18 protein-coding genes and 2 pseudogenes are annotated in these 18,992 nt (G+C 64.7%); 5 read left to right on the top strand and 15 right to left on the bottom strand.

Annotated features, from left to right (window positions below):
• Positions 1 to 9: 9 nt before the first annotated feature.
• From astD to AB3X86_RS27410, 11 genes are all read right to left on the bottom strand, one after another.
• Positions 10 to 1,473: a succinylglutamate-semialdehyde dehydrogenase gene (astD, locus tag AB3X86_RS27460; RefSeq protein ID WP_368598441.1), complete on the bottom strand. Its 1,464-nt coding sequence runs from the start codon at positions 1,471 to 1,473 to the stop codon at positions 10 to 12.
• A 2-nt stretch (positions 1,474 to 1,475) separates the two neighbouring features.
• A complete protein-coding gene (gene astA / locus AB3X86_RS27455) occupies positions 1,476 to 2,513 on the bottom strand; it encodes an arginine N-succinyltransferase (protein ID WP_368598440.1) in 1,038 nt (345 codons plus the stop codon).
• On the bottom strand, positions 2,510 to 3,562 hold the full coding sequence (aruF, locus tag AB3X86_RS27450; RefSeq protein ID WP_368598540.1) for an arginine/ornithine succinyltransferase subunit alpha: 1,053 nt from the start codon (positions 3,560 to 3,562) through the stop codon (positions 2,510 to 2,512). Before aruF ends, astA begins: the two co-directional genes overlap by 4 nt.
• 67 nt (positions 3,563 to 3,629) lie before the next feature.
• Entirely contained in the window at positions 3,630 to 4,865 is a 1,236-nt protein-coding gene (locus tag AB3X86_RS27445) for an aspartate aminotransferase family protein (protein ID WP_368598439.1), read from the bottom strand.
• Between the two features lie 306 nt (positions 4,866 to 5,171).
• On the bottom strand, positions 5,172 to 6,215 hold the full coding sequence (locus AB3X86_RS27440; protein WP_176108960.1) for a GlxA family transcriptional regulator: 1,044 nt from the start codon (positions 6,213 to 6,215) through the stop codon (positions 5,172 to 5,174).
• Positions 6,216 to 6,242: 27 nt separating this feature from the next.
• Complete coding sequence (locus tag AB3X86_RS27435; protein WP_368598438.1) at positions 6,243 to 7,034, bottom strand: ABC transporter ATP-binding protein; 792 nt, start codon at positions 7,032 to 7,034, stop codon at positions 6,243 to 6,245.
• An 88-nt stretch (positions 7,035 to 7,122) separates the two neighbouring features.
• Positions 7,123 to 7,836 carry an ABC transporter permease gene (locus tag AB3X86_RS27430; protein ID WP_368598437.1) on the bottom strand — a complete coding sequence of 238 codons (714 nt, stop codon included), beginning with the start codon at positions 7,834 to 7,836 and terminating at the stop codon, positions 7,123 to 7,125.
• A 5-nt stretch (positions 7,837 to 7,841) separates the two neighbouring features.
• The gene (locus AB3X86_RS27425; protein WP_368598539.1) at positions 7,842 to 8,531 is read right to left on the bottom strand and encodes an ABC transporter permease; all 690 of its coding nucleotides are present in this window, start codon (positions 8,529 to 8,531) and stop codon (positions 7,842 to 7,844) included.
• 291 nt (positions 8,532 to 8,822) lie between these two features.
• The gene (locus AB3X86_RS27420) at positions 8,823 to 9,776 is read right to left on the bottom strand and encodes a patatin-like phospholipase family protein (protein ID WP_176108963.1); all 954 of its coding nucleotides are present in this window, start codon (positions 9,774 to 9,776) and stop codon (positions 8,823 to 8,825) included.
• A 59-nt stretch (positions 9,777 to 9,835) separates the two neighbouring features.
• Positions 9,836 to 10,387: an outer membrane protein assembly factor BamE gene (gene bamE, locus AB3X86_RS27415; protein WP_368598436.1), complete on the bottom strand. Its 552-nt coding sequence runs from the start codon at positions 10,385 to 10,387 to the stop codon at positions 9,836 to 9,838.
• A gap of 576 nt (positions 10,388 to 10,963) precedes the next feature.
• Positions 10,964 to 12,565 carry a rhodanese-related sulfurtransferase gene (locus AB3X86_RS27410; RefSeq protein WP_368598435.1) on the bottom strand — a complete coding sequence of 534 codons (1,602 nt, stop codon included), beginning with the start codon at positions 12,563 to 12,565 and terminating at the stop codon, positions 10,964 to 10,966.
• A gap of 336 nt (positions 12,566 to 12,901) precedes the next feature.
• On the opposite strand from AB3X86_RS27410, the gene AB3X86_RS27405 reads away from it, so the two are divergent.
• A complete protein-coding gene (locus AB3X86_RS27405; RefSeq protein WP_368598434.1) occupies positions 12,902 to 13,897 on the top strand; it encodes an LLM class flavin-dependent oxidoreductase in 996 nt (331 codons plus the stop codon).
• 128 nt (positions 13,898 to 14,025) lie between these two features.
• On the opposite strand, the gene AB3X86_RS27400 is transcribed toward AB3X86_RS27405, so the two are convergent.
• Positions 14,026 to 14,817 (bottom strand): SDR family NAD(P)-dependent oxidoreductase, encoded by a 792-nt coding sequence (locus AB3X86_RS27400; protein ID WP_368598433.1) that lies wholly within the window; start codon positions 14,815 to 14,817, stop codon positions 14,026 to 14,028.
• On the opposite strand from AB3X86_RS27400, the gene AB3X86_RS27395 reads away from it, so the two are divergent.
• Positions 14,816 to 15,052, top strand: a complete 237-nt coding sequence (locus AB3X86_RS27395) for a hypothetical protein (RefSeq protein WP_368598432.1) — start codon at positions 14,816 to 14,818, stop codon at positions 15,050 to 15,052. The genes AB3X86_RS27400 and AB3X86_RS27395 overlap by 2 nt on opposite strands.
• 124 nt (positions 15,053 to 15,176) lie before the next feature.
• Positions 15,177 to 15,377, top strand: coding sequence for a hypothetical protein (locus AB3X86_RS27390; RefSeq protein ID WP_176365726.1), 201 nt, complete (start codon positions 15,177 to 15,179; stop codon positions 15,375 to 15,377).
• A gap of 72 nt (positions 15,378 to 15,449) precedes the next feature.
• On the opposite strand, the gene AB3X86_RS27385 is transcribed toward AB3X86_RS27390, so the two are convergent.
• The gene (locus tag AB3X86_RS27385) at positions 15,450 to 16,367 is read right to left on the bottom strand and encodes a LysR family transcriptional regulator (RefSeq protein WP_368598431.1); all 918 of its coding nucleotides are present in this window, start codon (positions 16,365 to 16,367) and stop codon (positions 15,450 to 15,452) included.
• A gap of 129 nt (positions 16,368 to 16,496) precedes the next feature.
• Between AB3X86_RS27385 and AB3X86_RS27380 the strand changes: the two genes are divergently transcribed.
• Positions 16,497 to 17,429 carry a DMT family transporter gene (locus AB3X86_RS27380; protein WP_368598430.1) on the top strand — a complete coding sequence of 311 codons (933 nt, stop codon included), beginning with the start codon at positions 16,497 to 16,499 and terminating at the stop codon, positions 17,427 to 17,429.
• 48 nt (positions 17,430 to 17,477) lie between these two features.
• On the opposite strand, the pseudogene AB3X86_RS27375 reads toward AB3X86_RS27380, so the two are convergent.
• Positions 17,478 to 17,715 (bottom strand): annotated as a pseudogene (locus AB3X86_RS27375) (GDCCVxC domain-containing (seleno)protein).
• Positions 17,716 to 18,101: 386 nt separating this feature from the next.
• On the opposite strand from AB3X86_RS27375, the gene AB3X86_RS27370 reads away from it, so the two are divergent.
• A complete protein-coding gene (locus tag AB3X86_RS27370; RefSeq protein ID WP_013089077.1) occupies positions 18,102 to 18,248 on the top strand; it encodes a hypothetical protein in 147 nt (48 codons plus the stop codon).
• 209 nt (positions 18,249 to 18,457) lie between these two features.
• On the opposite strand, the pseudogene AB3X86_RS27365 reads toward AB3X86_RS27370, so the two are convergent.
• Positions 18,458 to 18,712: pseudogene (locus tag AB3X86_RS27365) on the bottom strand (alpha/beta fold hydrolase); the annotation flags it as partial.
• Positions 18,713 to 18,992 lie beyond the last annotated feature (280 nt).

Genomic DNA, 18,992 nt, shown 5'->3' with positions numbered 1-18,992 from the left:
CGTCGATCCTTAGAATTGAAGACCCGGCGAGACGCTCGCGGGCATGTTCAGTTGCGCGCTTTCGACAGAGGCCATCGGGTACGCGCAGTAATCGGCCGCATAGTACGCGCTCGGCCGATGATTGCCCGAGCGGCCCGGGCCGCCGAACGGAGCGCCCGACGAAGCGCCATTGGTCGGCCGGTTCCAGTTGACGATGCCCGCGCGGATCGTGCGCTGGAAATGCGTCCACAGCGCTTCGTCGTCGGCGAGCAGGCCCGCGGACAGACCGAACTCCGTATCGTTCGCCTGTTCGAGCGCGTCGTCGAAGTTGCGGTAGCGGATGATCTGCGCGAGCGGGCCGAAGTGCTCCTCGTCGGGCAGGTCCTTCACGCCGGTCACGTCGAGAATCGCGGGCGTGACGAAGCCGAGTTGCGGATCGCGCTGCTCCATCTTCAACAGCGCCTTCGCGCCGCTCGCGAGCAAACGTTGCTGCGCGCTGATCAAACGCGAGGCCGCGCGCGCCGACACCACCGCGCCCATGAACGGCTGCGGCTCGGCGTTGTATTCGCCGACGCCGATGCGCGCGGTCACTTCCGTCAGGCGCGCGAGAAAGCGCTCGCCGAACGCATCGTCGGGCACGAAGATGCGGCGCGCGCACGTGCAGCGCTGCCCCGCCGACAGAAACGCCGATTGAATCGTGTGGTGCACGGCGGCGTCGAGGTCAGCGACCGGGCCGATCACGAGCGGGTTGTTGCCGCCCATCTCGAGTGCGAGCACGATCTCTGGACGGCCGCCGAACTGTTTGTGCAGCAATGTTCCCGTATCCGAACTACCGGTAAAGAACAGTCCATCGATCTGCCGGTGATTCGCGAGCGCGACGCCGGTGTCCTTCTCACCCTGCACCAGATTCAGCACGCCGGCGGGCAGCCCCGCATCGCGCCAGATTTGCACCGTGAGCGCCGCGACGCCGGGCGCCAGTTCGGACGGCTTGAACACGACCGCGTTCCCGGCGATCAGCGCGGGCACGATATGCCCGTTCGGCAGATGGCCCGGGAAGTTGTACGGCCCGAACACCGCGACCACGCCATGCGGACGATGCCGCAGCACCGCGGTGCCGTCCGCCATCGCCGAGCGCTTTTCGCCGGTGCGCTCGTTGTACGACTGGATCGAGATCTCGACCTTCGCGGCCATCGACGCCGCTTCGGTGCGCGCTTCCCACAGCGGCTTGCCGGTCTCGCGGCCGATCGCTTCGGCGAGCGCTTCCTTGCGCTCGGTCACGAGCGCGGCGAAGCGGCGCACCACCGCGCAACGCGCGTCGAGCGACAGCGCCGACCATGCGGCGAATGCGCGGCGCGCGCTGCGTACCGCGCGATCGACGTCGTCCGCCGATGCGCTATTGCCTTGCCACACCACCGCGCCCGTGCCCGGATTGTGCGATGCGAATACCGGTCCTGTGCCGGCGACCCATTCGCCGGCGATGAAAAGCTCGCTCATGATCATCCTTGTTTGTGTTTCACCGGCAGCACCCGCAGCGGATCGCCTGCCTTTACCCGCAGCGCGTCGGCTTCGGCCGCGCTGAGGCGGAACACACCGTTGCGCGCCACGCCCGCCACGACGCCGACACGAAAATCGCCGAGCGACGTATTCGATACCATCGACTTCAGTCCGTCCTGCGTGGCCGGCTCTGCCGCGTCGCCGATCTCAGCCGCTACCAGCACGCTCTCGCGCACGGTGCGCAAGTCGGCGATATGGCATTCGAGCACCGGACCCGCATCGAAAATATCGACGTGGTTCTCGTAGCGCAGCCCTTCGGCTTCGAGCATGCGGCGCGCGGGGATCGTGTCGCTATGCGTGAGGCCGACGCAGCGCTGCGCCTCTTCCGGCAACAGCTCGACGTACACCGGATAGCGCGGCATCAGCTCGGCGAGAAACGCCTTGCGGCCGTGCGAGCTCAGATAGTCGGCGGCGTTGAAGTCGATCTGGTAAAAGTGCGAGCCGACCGCGCGCCAGAACGGCGACGTGCCCTGCTCGTCGAAATGGCCGCGCAGCTCCGCGCACAGACGCTGCGGAAAGCGCTCCCGAAACTGCGCGAGAAACATGAAGCGCGAGCGCGACAGCAAGCCGCCCACGCCGCTCGTGCGATAGCGCGGGCTCAGGAACAGCGAGCACACTTCCGCATAACCGGTGAGGTCGTGCGAGATATTCAGCGCGTGCATGCGGGTCCAGATGCCGAGATCCTGGCTCGCGTGCACGACCGTGCTCACGCGATAGTTGTAGAACGGCTGCTGCAGCCCCACCTCCGCTTCGATCCCGCAGACACCCGCCACGTCGCCGGTGGCCGTGTCTTCCATCACGAAGAAATAGCCGGCCTCATGCGGCTCGGCCCGATCTTCCATCGTGCGGCGCGCGCGTTCCACCCGCGCCGCGAGCGCATCGCGATCCGGCTTGAACGTGGTCAGGCCCGGCCCAGTTTCCTGCGCGAGCCGCATCAGCGCATCCACATCGCCTCGTTGCACTACGCGAACGACGATCATTGCGCGTCTCCCGATTGTTCGTCCTGCGGCTGATGCAGCGGCACGCAGCGCACCGTATCGCCTTCCCGTACCCCGAGCGCGGCGAGCGCCGCCTGCGACAACGCGGCGCCCGATTCCTTGCCCGGCGCGAGCTCGCCGAGCACGCAACGGAACTCGCCGGCGGCGCCGTTGTGCGCGATCAGGTACGTTGCACCGTGCGGCGCGGGTGCCTCGCGCACGACGCGCGTCTCGTTGTGCTTTACGCTGACACTGCGATCCATCTGCGCGGTCAGCACGGGACCCGCGTCGAAGATGTCGACGTAGCGATCGGTCTCGAAGCCTTCCTCGAGATGAATCTCGTACGCGAGCAGCGCGTTCGCATCCGGCTCGCCCAGCACGCGCTGCGCCGCTTCGGGCAACAGCGGCACATACACGGGATAGGTCGGCATCACTTCGGCGATGAACGTGCGGCTGCGGCCGCCCGATTCGACTTCGATGTCGGCGAAATCGCGGCCGAAGAACTTGCGGCCCACCGCTTCCCAGAACGGCGACATGCCGTTTTCGTCGGTGACGCCGAGCAGCAGCGAGAACACCTCGGGCGTGAAGCGCTTGCGATTCGCGGCGATGTACATCATCCGCGCGCGCGACATCAGCTGCGCGGCCGCGTCGCCGCGCAGCGACGGGTCGATGTAGTAGCCCGCGAGCCGGCTCTTGCCGGTCAGCTCGTGCGACATCGTCAGCGCGTGAATCTTGCGATTCACATGCAGCTCACGCGACGCATGAATCAGCGCGTCATTGCGAAACACGTAGAACGGGTCCGCGTAACCGGCCGCCGCGACGATGCTCGCGGTGCCCATCAGCTTGCCGGTGTCCGAATCTTCGAGCACGAGCAGATAGAACTCCTCGCCCGGAAAGTCGACCTCCGCGCGAAACGAGTCTTCCGACAACGCGACGCGCGCTTCGAGCGCGCGCCGGTCGTGCGGCAGGGAATGCAGCACCGGTTGCGCGGTGCGCGCCATATGCTCGAGCGCATCGAGATCGGCAAGGCGGGCGGGACGTACGAAGTACATCATCGTTCCTGTTGAATGTGACGCGTGAATCGCCGCATCGGCGTGGGCGTGCGGAGCTGTCTGAACATCAGTGCGACGCCGCCTGCGCATTCGCGCCGACGAGTTCGCCGAACGCCTTCTCGAGACGCGCGAAGCCTTCGGCCATATCGTCGAGCGGCATGATCAGCGACGGCACGAAGCGCAGCACGTCCGGGCCTGCCATCAGCATGATCACGCCGTGCTGGCCGGCAGCGGTGACGAAGTCCTTCGCGCGTCCCCGATACGCGTCGTTCAGTTCGGCGCCGATCAGCAGACCCTTGCCGCGCACTTCGCTGAAAAGCCCTAACCGCTGGTTCAACTTCGCGAGATGGCCTTTCAGCACTTCGCTGCGCGAGCGCACGCCTTCTAGCAGCTTCGGGTCGCTGACGAGCTCGACCACTTTTTCCGCGATCGCCGAGCCGAGCGGATTGCCGCCGTAGGTCGTGCCGTGCACGCCGACCTTGAAGTGAGCGGCGAGCTCTTTGGTGGTCAGCATCGCGCCGATCGGGAAGCCGTTGCCGAGCGCCTTAGCGGTGGTCAGGATGTCGGGCGTCACGCCGGTGTCCTGGTACGCGTAGAAGTAGCCGCTGCGGCCCACGCCGGTTTGCACTTCGTCGAAAATCAGCACCGCGTTGTGCTGATCGCACGCTTCGCGCAGTGCTTTGAGGAACGCCGGATCGGCCGGGATCACGCCGCCCTCGCCCTGGATCGGCTCGACGATCACCGCGCAGGTCTGCGCGCCGATCGCCTTCTTCGCCGCTGCGATGTCGTTGTACGGCAGATGCGTGATGCCGGCCGGCACCGGGCCGAAGCCTTCCGAATACTTCGGCTGGCCGCCGACGCTGACGGTGAACAGCGTGCGGCCGTGGAACGACTGCGTAAACGAAATGATTTCGTCTTTCTGCGCGCCGTAGCGGTCGAACGCGACGCGGCGCGCGAGCTTCAGCGCGGCCTCGTTCGCCTCGGCGCCCGAGTTCGCGAAGAACGCGCGATCGGCGAAGGTGAGGCTTTCGAGGCGCTTCGCGAGACGCAGCACCGGCTCGTTCGTGTAGCCATTGCCGATGTGCCACAGCTTGCTGCCCTGCTCATGCAGTACCTTCATTAGCTCAGGATGCGCATGACCGAGCGCAGTCACGGCGATGCCGCCGGCGAAGTCGATATAGTCGCGGCCTTGCGTGTCCCACACGAGCGAGCCGAGACCGCGATCCGGTACGAAGGCGGCGGGGGCAAACACCGGCACCATGACTTCGTCGAAGGTCTGGCGTGTCACAGTCAGGTCGTTCATGGCTAATCCTTTTGCGGGTGACAGGTAATACAGCTAGTGTAGGAAACCGTGCGCGGCGCGTCTTGCGCATACGCGACGCTTTCTATGAGGTTCCGCGCGTCGTCGCGCCACGGCGGGTACTGCGGGTACTTTTCGAGCAGGCGTCTCGTTCGTACTCTGTGAGCGGTTCGTGTCGGGTTTGTGTCGCGCTCGTGTCGCGCTTGGGCGGTGCGGCCGCGCAGCCCGCGCCGGACGTACCCCTGCTTCGCTTTCAGACGGCTTCCAGCTCTCGCACGAGCCATGCCTGATTGCTCGCGCCGCTTTGCATCAATCGAGCTCCGGCCGCTCGATCAGCGCGGCCGGCCGTGGTTCGCTCGCGCCGCCGTGTGCGCCGGTCTGCCGCTCGATCCAGTTGCGGCGATCCTCGCGCGGCGTGACGCCGAAGCGCTCCCGATAAGCATTCGAAAAATGCGCCGCCGACGAAAACCCGCAGGCGAGGCTGATCTGCACGACCGATTTGCTGGTGCGCTGCAATTGCATGCGCGCCTTCGACAGCCGCAGCCCCAGATAGTATTTGGACGGCATCGAGCCGAGATACTGGCGAAACAGGCGTTCGAGCTGCCGCCGCGAGACGCCGACGAGGCCGGCGATTTCATCGGTGGTCAGCGGGTCCTCGATATTGGCTTCCATCAGCAGCAGCGCGTCGTTCAGGCGCGGATGACGCTCGCCCGGCGCGGTCACGAACGGAATGCGCTGACGCTCCTCGCCGGCGCGCAACGTCCCGACGCCGAGCGTATCGGCGATCCGCTCCGCCAATTCGGGCCCGTGCTCGCGGCCGATCATCGCGAGCATGAAGTCGACGGTCGCCTGACCGCCCGCGCAGGTCGCGCGATCGCGGTCGATTTCGAAGATCTGCTGCGTGACGATCGAGCGTTCGAACTGTTCGGAGAACTGCTGATAGGTTTCCCAGTTCACGCTGACGCGATAGCCGGACAGCTGCCCCGCCATCGCGAGCCACCACACGCCGTGATGAATGCCGGTGACGAGCGGCGTGCGCTGGCCGACGCGCGCGAGGCTCGCGAGAAACAGGCGGTAGTCGGCGAACTGCTGGAACCGCTCGCTGACGATGATCAGCCAGTCGCACGCGATCGCGTCGCCGAACGCGGCATCGGCCGGCCATTGCGCGCCGCCCGACAGCGGCACCGCGCGGCCGTCCCACGAACAGACCTGCACGCGATACAGCGCGCGGCCGTCGATTTCATTGGCGAGATTGAGCGCGTCGACGATCGGCCCGACGCCCGACATCGACACGGGCGGCAATGCGACGATCGCGACCTGGGTCGTGCGAGCCGGGCTGGACGTGCGGGCCATCGGGTGTCCGTGAAAGCGGGCCGCGCGTTACTTTAGGCTGCCGGACAGGAACTGCTTCAGGCGCTCGCTGCGCGGCGCGCTCAGCACCTCGGCCGGATTGCCCTCCTCCTCGGTGCGGCCCTGGTGCAGGAACATCACATGGTTCGACACGTTGCGCGCGAAGCCCATTTCGTGTGTGACGACGATCATCGTGCGGCCTTCCTCGGCGAGCTTTTGCATCACCTTCAGCACTTCGCCGACGAGTTCGGGGTCGAGCGCGGAAGTCGGTTCGTCGAACAGCATCACGTCGGGATGCATCGCGAGAGCCCGCGCAATCGCCACCCGCTGCTGCTGGCCGCCCGACAGATGCGACGGATACTGCTTCTCTAGACGCGGCGCGAGACCGACCTTCTCCAGATATTCGCGCGCGCGGTCTTCCGCTTCCTTGCGCTTCAGGCCGAGCACATGAATCGGTGCTTCGACGATGTTCTCGAGCACGTTCATGTGCGACCACAGATTGAAGTGCTGGAACACCATCGCGAGCTTCGTGCGGATGCGCTGCAACTGTTTGTGGTCGGCGACTTCGAGATTGCCGGCGCGATCGGTCTTCGTCTTCACCGCCTCGCCATCGACGATGATCTGCCCGGCGTTCGGCCGCTCGAGAAAATTGATGCAACGCAGAAAGGTGCTCTTGCCCGAGCCGCTCGCGCCGATGATGCTGATCACGTCGCCCTTGTTTGCGTTCAACGACACGCCCTTGAGCACCTCGTTGTCGCCATAGCGCTTGTGGATGTCCTGTACGGCGAGCTTGCAAGCTTCGGTTTGAGTGGTATGGAGCAAGATGCTCTCCCAGTGAAGATACGGATCGGTCTGGTGCGCACGCCGCCGTGCGCTAGCGCGCGGCGCCCGCTGCAATGTCGACGCGCGCTCAGTGCGTGCGCACCGCGAGATGCGCGAGCCAGCGGCGCTCGGCGCGCCGGAACAACGCAACCAGCGCAAACGACACCACGAGGTAAATTAACGCCGCGAGCCCGAACGCGTTGAACGACTGGTAGGTCGCCGAGTTCACATCACGCGCGACCTTCAGGATATCGGGCACCGTGGCCGTGAACGCGACCGTGGTCGCGTGCAGCATCAGGATCACTTCGTTACTGTACAACGGCAGCGCGCGACGCAGCGCGGACGGTATCACAATGCGCCGGTACATCGTGAACCAGCTCATGCCATAGGCGCGCGCCGCCTCGACTTCGCCATGCGAGGTCGAGCGGATCGCTCCCGCGAAAATCTCGGTCGTGTACGCGCAGGTGTTCAACGCGAACGCGAGGATCGCGCAGTGAAAGCCGCTGCGAAAGAACGCGTCGAGCAGGCTGTGCGAGCGCACGAACGCGAGGCTGTACACGCCGGTGTAGATCAACAGCAGCTGCACGTAGAGCGGCGTGCCGCGAAATACGCAGGTGTACAGACGTACCGGCGTCGACAGCCAGCGCTTCTTCGACACGCGCGCGACCGCGAGCGGCACCGCGCACACGAAGCCGATCGCGATCGACGCGACCAGCAGCCACAGCGTGACCGCGAGACCCGACAGGCGCTGCCCGTCCCAGAACAGATACGCCTTCCAGAATTGATTGAGGATATCGATCATGACGTTCAGAGCTCCGCGTGTCGCACGCCGATCGAATAGCGGCGGTTCAGCCAGATCAGCGCGACGTTCGAGACGGTGGTGATCGCCAGATAGATCAGCGCGGCGACGAGGATGAAGAAGAACATGTTGAAGGTGCTCTTGCCGGCGTCCTGCGCGGCTTTGACGACGTCGGCGAGACCGATGATCGACACGAGCGCGGTGGCCTTCACGAGCACCTGCCAGTTGTTGCCGATGCCGGGCAGCGCGAAGCGCATCATCTGCGGAAACAGGATGCGGGTGAACACGCGCACGCCGCTCAAGCCGTACGCGCTGCCCGCTTCGAGCTGGCCGCGCGGCACCGCCAGAAAGGCGCCGCGGAAGGTTTCGGTGAAATACGCGCCGTAGATGAAGCCGAGCGTCAGCACGCCGGCCACGAATGGATCGATGTCGAACTGCGGCAGATCGAGCGCGTCGGTCAGATCGTTGACCGCCATCTGGATGCTGTAGAAGAGCAGAAGCATCAGCACGAGGTCGGGCACCGAGCGGATCAGCGTCGTGTAGCCGGTCGCGATGGCCCGCAGGGGCCGGTTGAACGAGAGTTTCGCCGCCGCGCCCGCGAGGCCGAGCAACACAGCGGCCGCCAGCGACAGGACGGACAGCTCGATTGTCTGCAGCGTGCCGGCGAGCAGCACGGGACCAAAGCCGTATAGGAACACGCGTGTCTCCATCCAGGTTCGTTGAATTGGCGCGGATGGCGGCAGCTTCGTGGGCGGCTCGCTGCTCCGGCATGGCGCGGAGTCTCGCAAGCGAAAATCAATTTCTCAAATACCGGGCGACTGGCTTGCTGCGACGCAGCATGACGCTGCCGGCGCGCGTGGAACGCTCGTAGCGCTTGGTATCACGAGGGTTATCGTTTTGTCAGGTGTGCGGCGCGCGCCTGGCCGCGCCGCGATTTCGCAAGATTCGGGTCGCTTTTTCGATAGGCCGCGGCGACGAACAAGCCGCGCTCATTCGAGCGCGAGCCGAGCGCGAATCGCCGGCAGCATGTGTTCGACTGCCGCGCGCCCCTCCTCGATGGCCGGCGCCGCGCGATGAAAATCGAAGATGCCCATGCCGCCGAGACGCGGCTGGATCAGGATATCGGCCGGTTCGCCCGCGAGCCGGCTGCGCGTGATGCGCACCTGCATGATGTCGATGCTTTGCGCGATCGAGCTCAACATCGACGGCACGTGCGCACTCGGCTTCGGCGGCACGCGGACGTCGTCGCTGGCGCTCGCTTCGGCTGGCGCCAGCCAGCGCGGCCACGGCTTGCCGTTGCGGCGCAGCGCGACGGGCGGCGGCGCGGTGGGATCGAGCGCGGGCGTTTCGATGACCGGGCCGCCGAAGTCGCGGCCGTTCAGGATGTCGTTGTTCAGATCGATCGCGATCACGCAGTCCGCGCGCATGCCGCGCGCGACCGACACCGGCACCGGGTTGCACAGCCCACCGTCGACGAGCCACACGCCGTTGTGCCACACCGGCGTGAAGATGCCCGGAATCGCAATCGACGCGCGCACCGAGTCGACCGTGCTGCCGTCCTGCAGCCAGATTTCGCGGCCCGTGTCGAGCTCGGTCGCGACTGCCGCGAACGGCATGTTCAGTTGCGCGATCGAGCGGCCGGCGAATTTGTCGGCGAATAGCTGGATCACCTTGCGCCCGCCGAGCAGGCCGCCCGAGATGCGCAGATCGAGCAGCCGCACCACGGTCTGCCACGTGAGACGCGACACCCACTCCTCGAGCCAGTCGAGATCGCCGTTCGCATAGACCGCGCCGACCAGCGCGCCGATCGACGTGCCGCAAACGACGTCGGGCTTAATGCCCGCGTCTTGCAGCGCGCGAATCGCGCCGATATGCGCCCAGCCGCGCGCGGCGCCGCCCCCCAACACCAGCCCGATCCGGCTGTATCGACGTCGACGTATCATGCCTACCCCGCTCTTTCGGCCCGCTTGTCCGGCCGTCTTCTAATCGACATTCTTCCCACCTATCGCCCACGGATCACGTCCGAGCGTGACGTGGTGTACACCCTCTGGTTCCGGTCGAAGTGAACGTTGAAGATGCCTTCCTCGGTCACGCCGCGCTCGCGCCATTTCCAGCTCCACACGGTTTCCGGCTTCAGTGGAAACACCGCGACCTCTCCAGGCTTGCCAAGCAATCGACGCACCTCGTCCTCGGTCATGCCGGAGCGGATCTTCGCGAAGTTTTCCGCGGTGAGCACCTGTGTGATCGCCTGCAGCTTGCCGTCGCGATCGATGTCGACCATGTAGGTGTTCAGGCCTTGCGGACCGCGCGGATACTCGAAGCGCTTCGAGCCGTCGGTGAAGGTGCGGGTGGTTTCGGGCTTGCCCATCTGCGCGAGGACTTGCGCTTCGGTCGTGACGCCCGGCGTCATATTCTTGAGCAACAACGCGTCCGGTTTGACCGCGTTGAAAAAGTCCTTGAGTTTTTGCACGGCTTGATCGCTCTGCTGTTGGTCGCAGCCGGTCAGCGCAACGCACGCTATTAGCAGCGTGACGCCCAGCGGTTTGAGGCTCACTTCGATTCCTGTCCGGATGCGCGGCATCTAAAGGTGCTGCGCATGGCCGGTCTGTAGTGTGTACTACAAGGATAACCGCGCGCGGAGAAAACCGCGAGCAACGCAGGCGCGACGAGTGCGGCTACGCACGCAACGTGTTGCGCGCAGCGCTAAAAGATCGGCTGGATCGGTCGAAATGGGCAAGCCAGAAGCAAAAAGGCGACGCTGTGTGCAGCGTCGCCATGTCGGTCGATACGATCAACCGGAAGTGACGGCGGCTCATCAGCCGCCTTGCGCGAAGCACCTCGGACGACGCGCAGCGGCCTGCTTCAGACGAAGCGATGAGCAACCTTGGCTGCTCACCTTGCGCCATCGCCGAATGACAAACCGCTGCCTTTTACGGCCGCCCTGGTCCCTCGATAAGCCTTCCAGATGCCAATAATCTAAACGCATCAGAGGCTTTCGACGAGAGCGCGTTTACACCGAATTGGCAGAAGATTCGCGCGGTGCGAAAGGGGCGCAGGCTGGCCGGCCTCCGGAAGGCCGGCCCCCGGATAGCCGGCCCCCGGAAGGCCGGCCCCCGGATAGCCGGCCCCTTCAAATCACCCGGAAGCCGTGCGTGCCGTCGCGCGCCAGTTGCGCGACAAGCCCATGCTCCCACTCCAGATACGCGCTCATCGCTTCGCGCGCGTTCTCCGTGCCCTCATATGGCCGCTGATAACGATCGATCCGCGGCGACGCCATCCGCGTGCCGCCCGACTCTACCGGCAAGCCCGCGTCGATCCACGCGCGCGTGCCGCCGCGCAGCACCTGCACCGGCCGCTCGGTCGCCGCGGCGAGTTCCGGTGCGACGAAGCGCGCGAGCACGTCGCTGCCGCACGTCACCACATAGCGCTTCGCATCGGGCAGCGTGCGCAGCGCGTCGGCGAGCTGGCTGCGGATCACGAACCATGCGCCCGGAATGTGCCGCTTCAGATAATTCGTGCTGCTCGCGAAGTCGAGCACGACGGTTCCCGGCGACTGCAGCAGCGCCGCAAGCTCGGCGGGCTCGATGTCGTCGACGTCGGGTGGCGTAACCGCGTTGCGCGCGAGCGGCGCCACGCCCTTCTCGGCGAAATCGCCCGCCGTCAGGCCATCGACCACGAACACCTCGATGTTCATCTGCGCGAGCCACGATGCGGTCATGTTCGCGCGCACGCCGTCGCTGTCCGCGAGGATCACACGCGCGCCGCGCACCGTCACGAACAGGTCGGTTTCCTGCACGAGCTGGCCGCCAGGCGCGCTGCGAAAGCCGGGCACGTGGCCCGCCTCGTATTCCTCGGGCGTGCGCACATCGAAGCGATACACGGTGCGCACCGCCTCGTCCGCCCAGCGGCGCGCTTCGTCGCGCGAGGTGCGGCGCACGCGCGCCCGGTCGGCAAGCGCGCGCGCGCCGTCGGCCGCCGCGAGACGGGATACGTCGTCGACCGCGCCTTCGACGCGCCGCGTGCTGCCATGCGCGAGCGGCTGGCCGGCGAGCGTCCAGCCCATCGTGCCGTTGCGCAGCGCGGCCACCGGATTGGGTACGCCCGCGTTGATCAGCGACTGCGCGCCGATGATGCTTCGCGTGCGTCCCGCGCAATTGACGATGATGCGCGTGGCCGGATCCGGCGCGAGCTGCCGCGCGCGCAACACCAGCTCCGCGCCCGGCACGCTGATGCTGCCGGGGATGTTCATGGTCTGAAACTCGTCGAAGCGACGCGCGTCGAGCACCACGACATCGGCCTCGCGATCGAGCAGCGCCTGCACCTGCTGCGCGGACAGCGACGGCGTATGACGCACGCTTTCGACCAGTTCGCCGAACGCCTTGCTCGGCACGTTGACATCCTTGAACAACTCGCCGCCCGCTTCGCGCCAGCCCTGCAGACCGCCTTCGAGCAATGCGACGTTGCTATAGCCGAGCTCGTCGAGGCGCTCGGCCGCGCGCCTCGCGAGCCCTTCGCCGGCATCGAACACGACGATCGGCACGGCGAGGCGCGGCAGCCGCAGCGGCGCATCGAGTTCGAGCCGCGACAGTGGCAGATTGGCGGCGAACAACGGATGACTGCGCGCGTGCGGATCTTCCTCACGCACGTCGACGAGCGCGATCTCCTCGCGGTCGAGCAATGCGTGGCACACGTCCTGGAACGACCGGGTACGAAACTCTTTGACGACATTCATGGGATCGGGAACTCCTTCGCTACATTCCAGATTTTGGGCGACGCGTCGCGTCACCGTACCGAATACTTAAACCTACACTCGAATTCCGATCGGCGCACGGTCACTCGTTGGATTGCTTATTCGACCGCACCGCGAATGCGAAGCACCGCCGCGCGAACACGCTACGCAAGCGCAATTTCCGCGCCACGCATCGCCTCTCGTCGTGGCTCGTCGCGCCTCACCAGCGCTGGCGACCCTTCCCCCGTCAGGGACATCGCCGCGCTGCCAGCAGAAAAGCCGCCGCTTTGCCACAATGCCCCATCGCGCGAAAGCGCCGCCCATCGCTATGCATAGACAATGATCCCCTTCTCGGTTCTCGATCTTTCGCCGGTCACCGCGGGTGCCACGCCCGCTGATGCGTTCAGGAACACACTGTCACTCGCGCAGCACGCGGAAAAACTGAATTACAAGCGTTACTGGCTCGCCGAGCATCACAACATGACCGGCATCGCGAGCGCGGCGACCTCGGTCGTGATCGGCTACGTGGCCGGCGGCACGAAGACGATTCGTGTCGGCTCCGGCGGCATCATGCTGCCGAACCATGCGCCGCTCGTGATCGCCGAACAGTTCGGCACGCTCGCGTCGCTGTATCCGGGCCGGATCGATCTCGGCCTCGGCCGCGCGCCCGGCACCGATCAGACCACCGCCCGCGCGCTGCGCCGCGACCTGCAGGCGAGCGCCGAAACCTTCCCCGACGATGTCGTCGAATTGCAACGCTACTTCGCCGAACCGGTCGCGGGCCAGCGCATTCGCGCGGTGCCGGGCGCGGGCCTGAATGTGCCGCTGTGGCTGCTCGGCTCGTCGCTGTACAGCGCGCAACTGGCCGCGGCGCTCGGGCTGCCGTTCGCGTTCGCGTCGCACTTCGCGCCCGATTACATGATGAGCGCGCTACAGGTGTATCGCTCGCAGTTCCGGCCGTCCGCGACGCTGGCGAAACCGTATGCGATGGTCGGCGTCAATCTGTTCGCCGCCGACACGAACGACCAAGCCGCGCGCCTCTTTACGTCGCTGCAGCAGCAGTTCATCAATCTGCGGCGCGGCACGCCGGGGCAATTGCAGCCACCGGTCGAGCGGCTCGACGCATCGGAGATGGAGCTGAACAACGTCGCGCGAGCGCTCGCGTGCACGGTGCTCGGCGATCGCGACGCGATCCGCGAAGGTCTGCAATCGATCATCGAGCAGACCGGCGCGAACGAGTTGATGCTGACCGCGCAGATTTACGATCACGAAGCGCGGCTGCGCTCGTTCGAGATCGGCGCCGAGGTGCGCGATGAATTGATGGCGGTCGAATAAACGCTTCGCGAACCGATCGGCCGACACGGCCACGCACGAAAAAAGGGCGGCTTATGGCGAGCCGCCCTTGTCTTTTGCACTGAGTTGGACCAGTCCCAGGAGAAGCCGGCCCCGGCGCCGGCGTGGCTCTAGAAGGCGCTCTTCACAACGCCCCCGTCGGCCCGCAACGCAGCTCCCGTGGTGGCCGACGAAAGCGGACTCGCGATATAGGCCACCAGTGACGCGACTTCCTGCGGCGAACCAAATCTCTTGATCAGCGAGGTGGGACGGACCTTCTCGAAGAACTCTTTTTCGAACGCTTCGAACGATTTGCCGTCGGCCTTGGCAAGGGTCTCCACGAATTCACCGACTCCCCGCGATTTCGTTGGCCCCGGCAACACGCTATTGACTGTAATGCCGGTGCCGGCAACGGCTTCGGCGAGTCCGCGCGCGACCGCCAGCTGTGCGGTTTTCGTCATCCCGTAGTGGATCATTTCAGCTGGGATCTGCACCGCGCTTTCGCTCGAAATGAAAATGATGCGCCCCCAGTTGGCGTGCCTCATCGCCGGCAGATACAGGCGAGCGAGGCGTACCCCGCTCAACACGTTGACATCGAAGAACCGCTGCCAGTCCGCGTCGGGAATCTCTTCAAACGGCTTGGGCTCGAAGATGCCGAGGTTGTTGACCAGAATTTCCACGCCGGGGTAGCGTCGCGCGAGTTCTTCTGCCGAAGCGGCGGTACTGAGATCGCCGGCAAATCCCTGCACGTCGCCGCCCGTCTGCGCTTTGAGCTGCGCGACTACGTCATCCACGGATGACTGCAAGCGGCCGTTCACGATTACACGAGCGCCCTCCTGCGCCAACGTGCTGGCGATAGCGAGACCGATGCCGGCTGTGCTGCCGCTCACCAGTGCGAGTTTGCCTGTCAGGTTCAAGTCCATGGGTGATTTCCTTTCAATGGATGAATTAAAAATCGCGACGTCGGTACAGCCTCGCTTTCGAACAGCAAAAAGACTAGATGATCTGACGGAAATGGCAACGCACATGAGTGACAGGCGGACAGTGACGCAGGCAGGCCCGAAGTACCGTGTACGAGCAGGAAAACGAGGCCATGTCAGCGATTTTCCGACTTCGTTTGGCCAAGTGATGGTCGCGCCCAAACTCGCATCATCGTGATGCACCTTGGGATGCGCTCTGCACAGACTACGCGCGGATGGCATGACATGTGCGTACCGTGCTGCAAGCAGCCGGCCGCTTGAATGTTCTACAACCCTCTTGTTCTTGTTCGAGGAGACACCCCATGAACACACTGACCATCGACGACATCCAGAACTGTGCTGAACTGGATCACCAGGAGATGACCACCATTCAAGGTGGCCGGATGAAACTACCCGGCCAGCACGTCGGCTCGATTCTCACGAGCGCTGATGGCGACCCTGTCGGCGTCTATGTAGACGGCGTGCTGCAGAACTCGGTTACCGACGGCTTCTACCACGGCTGACAGCAAGGCGGCGCGCAGCCCTGCGCGCCCCGTTGCCGCAGGTGTGGCCAGCGCGTGCGTGAAAAGCACTCGTCACCTGTCGTGGAGATGACTCACAAGGTAATCGATCAACGCACGTGCTCGAGACGGCAAAAATCGATTCGGCGGATAAAGCAGCCAAACCGGGCCCATATAGGGACGCGCCTCGAACTCCCAGTCGCTCAGCACCTGGACGATGTCGCCCGCGGAAATCGCCTGCGCAGCGACAAAATCGGGCAAGCTCGCAATGCCCAGGCCATGCAGCGCCGCATCCAACCGCGCGCTCGTATCATTGGCAACGTAGCGCCCCTTCACTTCGACCGACCGTGTCTCAGAGTCGCGGCGGAAATGCCATCGATTGTCGTCGACCGTCTCTCCTAGATACATGCATGCGTGCCGCGCCAGGTCACGCGGCTCGCCCGGCGTCCCCCGCTCCGCCAGATAAGCAGGCGACGCGCACAGAACCCATTTGACCGCGCCGAGTCGCCGGGCAGCAAGACCCGGCGGAGGCGAACGCGTGAGCCGGATCACCAGATCGACATCGTCACGCAGCGGATCGACGTCGTGGTCGGCGAACACCAGATGGACATCCACGTCGGGCCACATACGCAGAAATTCGGGAACCAGCGGATGGATGACAGATCGCGCAAATGAAATCGGCGCACTGATGCTGACCTTGCCTCGCGGATCACCCGCGCCTTGTCCAGCGACGTCGACGGCGCCCGAGGCCGCGCCGACCATATCCCGGCAGTACCGGTAAATCTGCGCGCCCGAATCCGTCAACCGGATGCTACGGGTCGAGCGCTCGAGCAGGCGTGTGCCCAACGCATCCTCGAGGCGTTTAATCTGCCGACTGACAGTCGACGGTGTACTGCCCAGTTGCCGCGCGGCGATGGAGAAGTTGCCGGCGTCGACCACCCTCGCAAACATCGCCATGTCGGGTAGCAACGCAAAAAGCTCATTCGGATTCATCGCGATCCTCCGACCTGCGTTGGACATTTGTGCATTACAAACATAAAAGATGTTCCGCCGCCATGGATTATAGTTTTCGGCGCAATACCCGACAATTCGGACCATACGAGTGAAAACACAAGGTCCGTCATGTCGAAGCAAAAGAGCGCGTTATGGATGTCCGACCTGATGCTGCTTGCGGTCGCGATGGTGTGGGGCACGAGTTATGGGGTCGTTAAAGGCGCGCTCGCGATCTATCCGGTGCTCGGTCTGCTGGCGTTGCGCTTCGGACTGACGTTCGTCGTGTTGTCGCCTGCGTTGCGCTCGCTTCGACACGTTAAAGCGTCCGCCTTGCTGGGCGCGCTCGGTTCCAGCGCAATCCTGCTCAGCATCTTCCTGGCCGAGACGTTCGGGATCGCGCACACACGCGCGTCGAATGCGGCGTTCCTTATTAGTCTGTGTGTCGCGCTGACGCCGCTGGTCGAATGGGTGTTGCTGCGACGAAAGCCCTCGAGTGGCGAATGGATTGCCGTGGCTTTGTCGCTGACGGGCGCCGCGTTCGTCAGCGGTGGCGCGATCATTCCGACCGCAGGCGATGCGCTGATCCTTGTTGCGGCGTTGCTGCGCGCGCTGATGGTGTGCGTGACCAAGCGCGTGATGCGCGAATCGCATCTTGCCCCGCTGTCGGTAACGGCGGTCCAGGCAGGCGTCGTTGCACTGGGCAGTGTGCTGGTGGCGTTCGTGTTGCCGTCACAGCATTGGCAGGCGCTGCCGTCGCTCAATGGGCACAGCGACTTCTGGGCGAGCATTGCTTACCTCGTGCTCGCCTGTACGTTGTTCGCATTTTTCGCACAGAATTTTGCCGTCAAGCGCAGCAACCCGACGCGCGTCGCTTTGCTGATGGGCAGCGAGCCCGCGTTCGGTGCGCTATTCGCCTACGTATGGCTCGGGGAGCATGTTTCGGCCTCGGCATGGTTTGGCGGAGGTCTGATGGTACTTGCATCGGTGCTGGCGGCGGTGCCATTCAAAAGGGACGCCAACGCGAGGCTCGCCATGCGTCCCGCCACTTCGATCGAGGGTTAGCCGATTATTCAGGCCAAGCCTTGTTTCGATGCCTGCGCTCGCCTCGGCTCATGGCCCGGCTCGAGTGACAGATTTCGCACAGCACACACCGGCCTCTTGCACGGACGGGCACTTGACCGAGCCATACGAACAGAAGACGCAGCAGTCGCCGGACTTCGGAGAAAGCAAGGCTTTGCACCCGGCATTCATAGAAGTAAACGCAGGCGTCGGTCGGCATCGTCACGACTGTGACGCACCCGCAGTGCGGACAGGTCAACGCGGACTCCGGGATCGCTGAGTTTTGCATTGATCGCGTCTACATCGATATTCCTTGCACCTGTCAATGTTAGCGCCGGCAAACGGTCGCGGGGGGCTTGCGCAAGGTCCGTGCCGCATTGAAGGCAAGTATCCCGACGCGAAACGTGTCACAAATAACCGATTGCGGTGGAATAAAGGCGAGCCGTTGGCGTTCGTAGATTAGGCGTCGCGTGATCGAGCGCGTAGCCATGGAACCGCGAAACGGAATCGTCGGCCGCGCACAGCGGTTGCTTGCCCGTTTTGCAGAAGGTTTGCCTGTCCTTTTTGTAACCGCCGCCGGCGTCGCGGGACTTGCCGCTAGCGATCCGCGACTCCCCGGCTCAACGCGTGGCCGCGCGGCAAGTCAGTCGCGTTGGCCGTGCAGGAGAGTTCTACATGAAAGTATCAAGACTGTTATCGGCCGTATCCGTGATCATCGCGCTAGGAGTCGCATCGTTGTCGTTGGCCGCGTGCCAGTCCACGGGCGGCGACATGGGCTCGTCGGGCAGCAGCAGCGGCGCCACCAGCAGCGGCGGCTATTGATGCGCGATCGCGCGGCCGTCAGCGTCGCGTGAACTTCGATACGGAAGTGATATCGCGGCTCCCGTGGCCGCGGCGCTATGCGCGTGCATTGACGTGCCCTCGGTCAGGGCGGTCAGCCTGACCGGAACAGCCCGATCGGCTTACGCTGATCGGGCTGTTTCCTTTTTGGGAGGTCGTCATCGACACGCGACAAAAATCCGCTCGAACCCTCAACGGTTCGTCGGCACCGCGGCCAACCCGTCCAACAGCGCCTTGTGAAACGCATCCGGGTCCTGCATCTGCGGTGCGTGACCGAGCGCCGCAAACTCCACGAGCGTCGCGTGCGGAATCGCCTTCGCGGCCGCGCGGCCCAGTTCCGGATAACGGCCGAGCTTCGCGCGTACTTCGGGCGGCGCGGCATCCTTGCCGATCGCGGTGGTGTCCTTCTGACCGATCAGCAGCAGCGTCGGCATGCTGAGTTGCCCAGTTCATAGGAAACCGGCTGCGTGCAACTGATGACACCATAAACTTTTCGCCGATGCCGTCCAAATTCTTATCCGATAAAGGGTTGAGCGCAATTCAGTTGTGCCAGAGGCAGCAAAATGGTTGTTCGCGGACGTCTAGGGAACGGCGGTTCCCGACCCAGGTCGTGTGGAAACGCGATGGCATAACGATGCGGCGCGTGAACCGGAGCCCAGCGGCGCGTTCGACTGCCTTCGCAGCCATCACGACGCCGACGAGAAGCTAAATCTCTCTGACGCGTTC

Source organism: Paraburkholderia sp. BR14374 (genome assembly GCF_040948685.1).
Lineage (GTDB): Bacteria > Pseudomonadota > Gammaproteobacteria > Burkholderiales > Burkholderiaceae > Paraburkholderia > Paraburkholderia youngii.
Note: the sequence above shows the minus strand (reverse complement) of the source record. Positions and strands in the feature narration are given on the sequence as shown.

What these genes read in the sequence shown, in the direction of transcription:
- astD (WP_368598441.1), bottom strand. Translation starts at nt 1,473, where the DNA reads ATGAGCGAGCTTTTCATCGCCGGCGAATGGGTCGCCGGCACAGGACCG.
- astA (WP_368598440.1), bottom strand. Translation starts at nt 2,513, where the DNA reads ATGATCGTCGTTCGCGTAGTGCAACGAGGCGATGTGGATGCGCTGATG.
- aruF (WP_368598540.1), bottom strand. Translation starts at nt 3,562, where the DNA reads ATGTACTTCGTACGTCCCGCCCGCCTTGCCGATCTCGATGCGCTCGAG.
- AB3X86_RS27445 (WP_368598439.1), bottom strand. Translation starts at nt 4,865, where the DNA reads ATGAACGACCTGACTGTGACACGCCAGACCTTCGACGAAGTCATGGTG.
- AB3X86_RS27440 (WP_176108960.1), bottom strand. Translation starts at nt 6,215, where the DNA reads ATGGCCCGCACGTCCAGCCCGGCTCGCACGACCCAGGTCGCGATCGTC.
- AB3X86_RS27430 (WP_368598437.1), bottom strand. Translation starts at nt 7,836, where the DNA reads ATGATCGATATCCTCAATCAATTCTGGAAGGCGTATCTGTTCTGGGAC.
- AB3X86_RS27420 (WP_176108963.1), bottom strand. Translation starts at nt 9,776, where the DNA reads ATGATACGTCGACGTCGATACAGCCGGATCGGGCTGGTGTTGGGGGGC.
- AB3X86_RS27410 (WP_368598435.1), bottom strand. Translation starts at nt 12,565, where the DNA reads ATGAATGTCGTCAAAGAGTTTCGTACCCGGTCGTTCCAGGACGTGTGC.
- AB3X86_RS27405 (WP_368598434.1), top strand. Translation starts at nt 12,902, where the DNA reads ATGATCCCCTTCTCGGTTCTCGATCTTTCGCCGGTCACCGCGGGTGCC.
- AB3X86_RS27395 (WP_368598432.1), top strand. Translation starts at nt 14,816, where the DNA reads ATGGGTGATTTCCTTTCAATGGATGAATTAAAAATCGCGACGTCGGTA.
- AB3X86_RS27400 (WP_368598433.1), bottom strand. Translation starts at nt 14,817, where the DNA reads ATGGACTTGAACCTGACAGGCAAACTCGCACTGGTGAGCGGCAGCACA.
- AB3X86_RS27390 (WP_176365726.1), top strand. Translation starts at nt 15,177, where the DNA reads ATGAACACACTGACCATCGACGACATCCAGAACTGTGCTGAACTGGAT.
- AB3X86_RS27385 (WP_368598431.1), bottom strand. Translation starts at nt 16,367, where the DNA reads ATGAATCCGAATGAGCTTTTTGCGTTGCTACCCGACATGGCGATGTTT.
- AB3X86_RS27380 (WP_368598430.1), top strand. Translation starts at nt 16,497, where the DNA reads ATGTCGAAGCAAAAGAGCGCGTTATGGATGTCCGACCTGATGCTGCTT.
- AB3X86_RS27370 (WP_013089077.1), top strand. Translation starts at nt 18,102, where the DNA reads ATGAAAGTATCAAGACTGTTATCGGCCGTATCCGTGATCATCGCGCTA.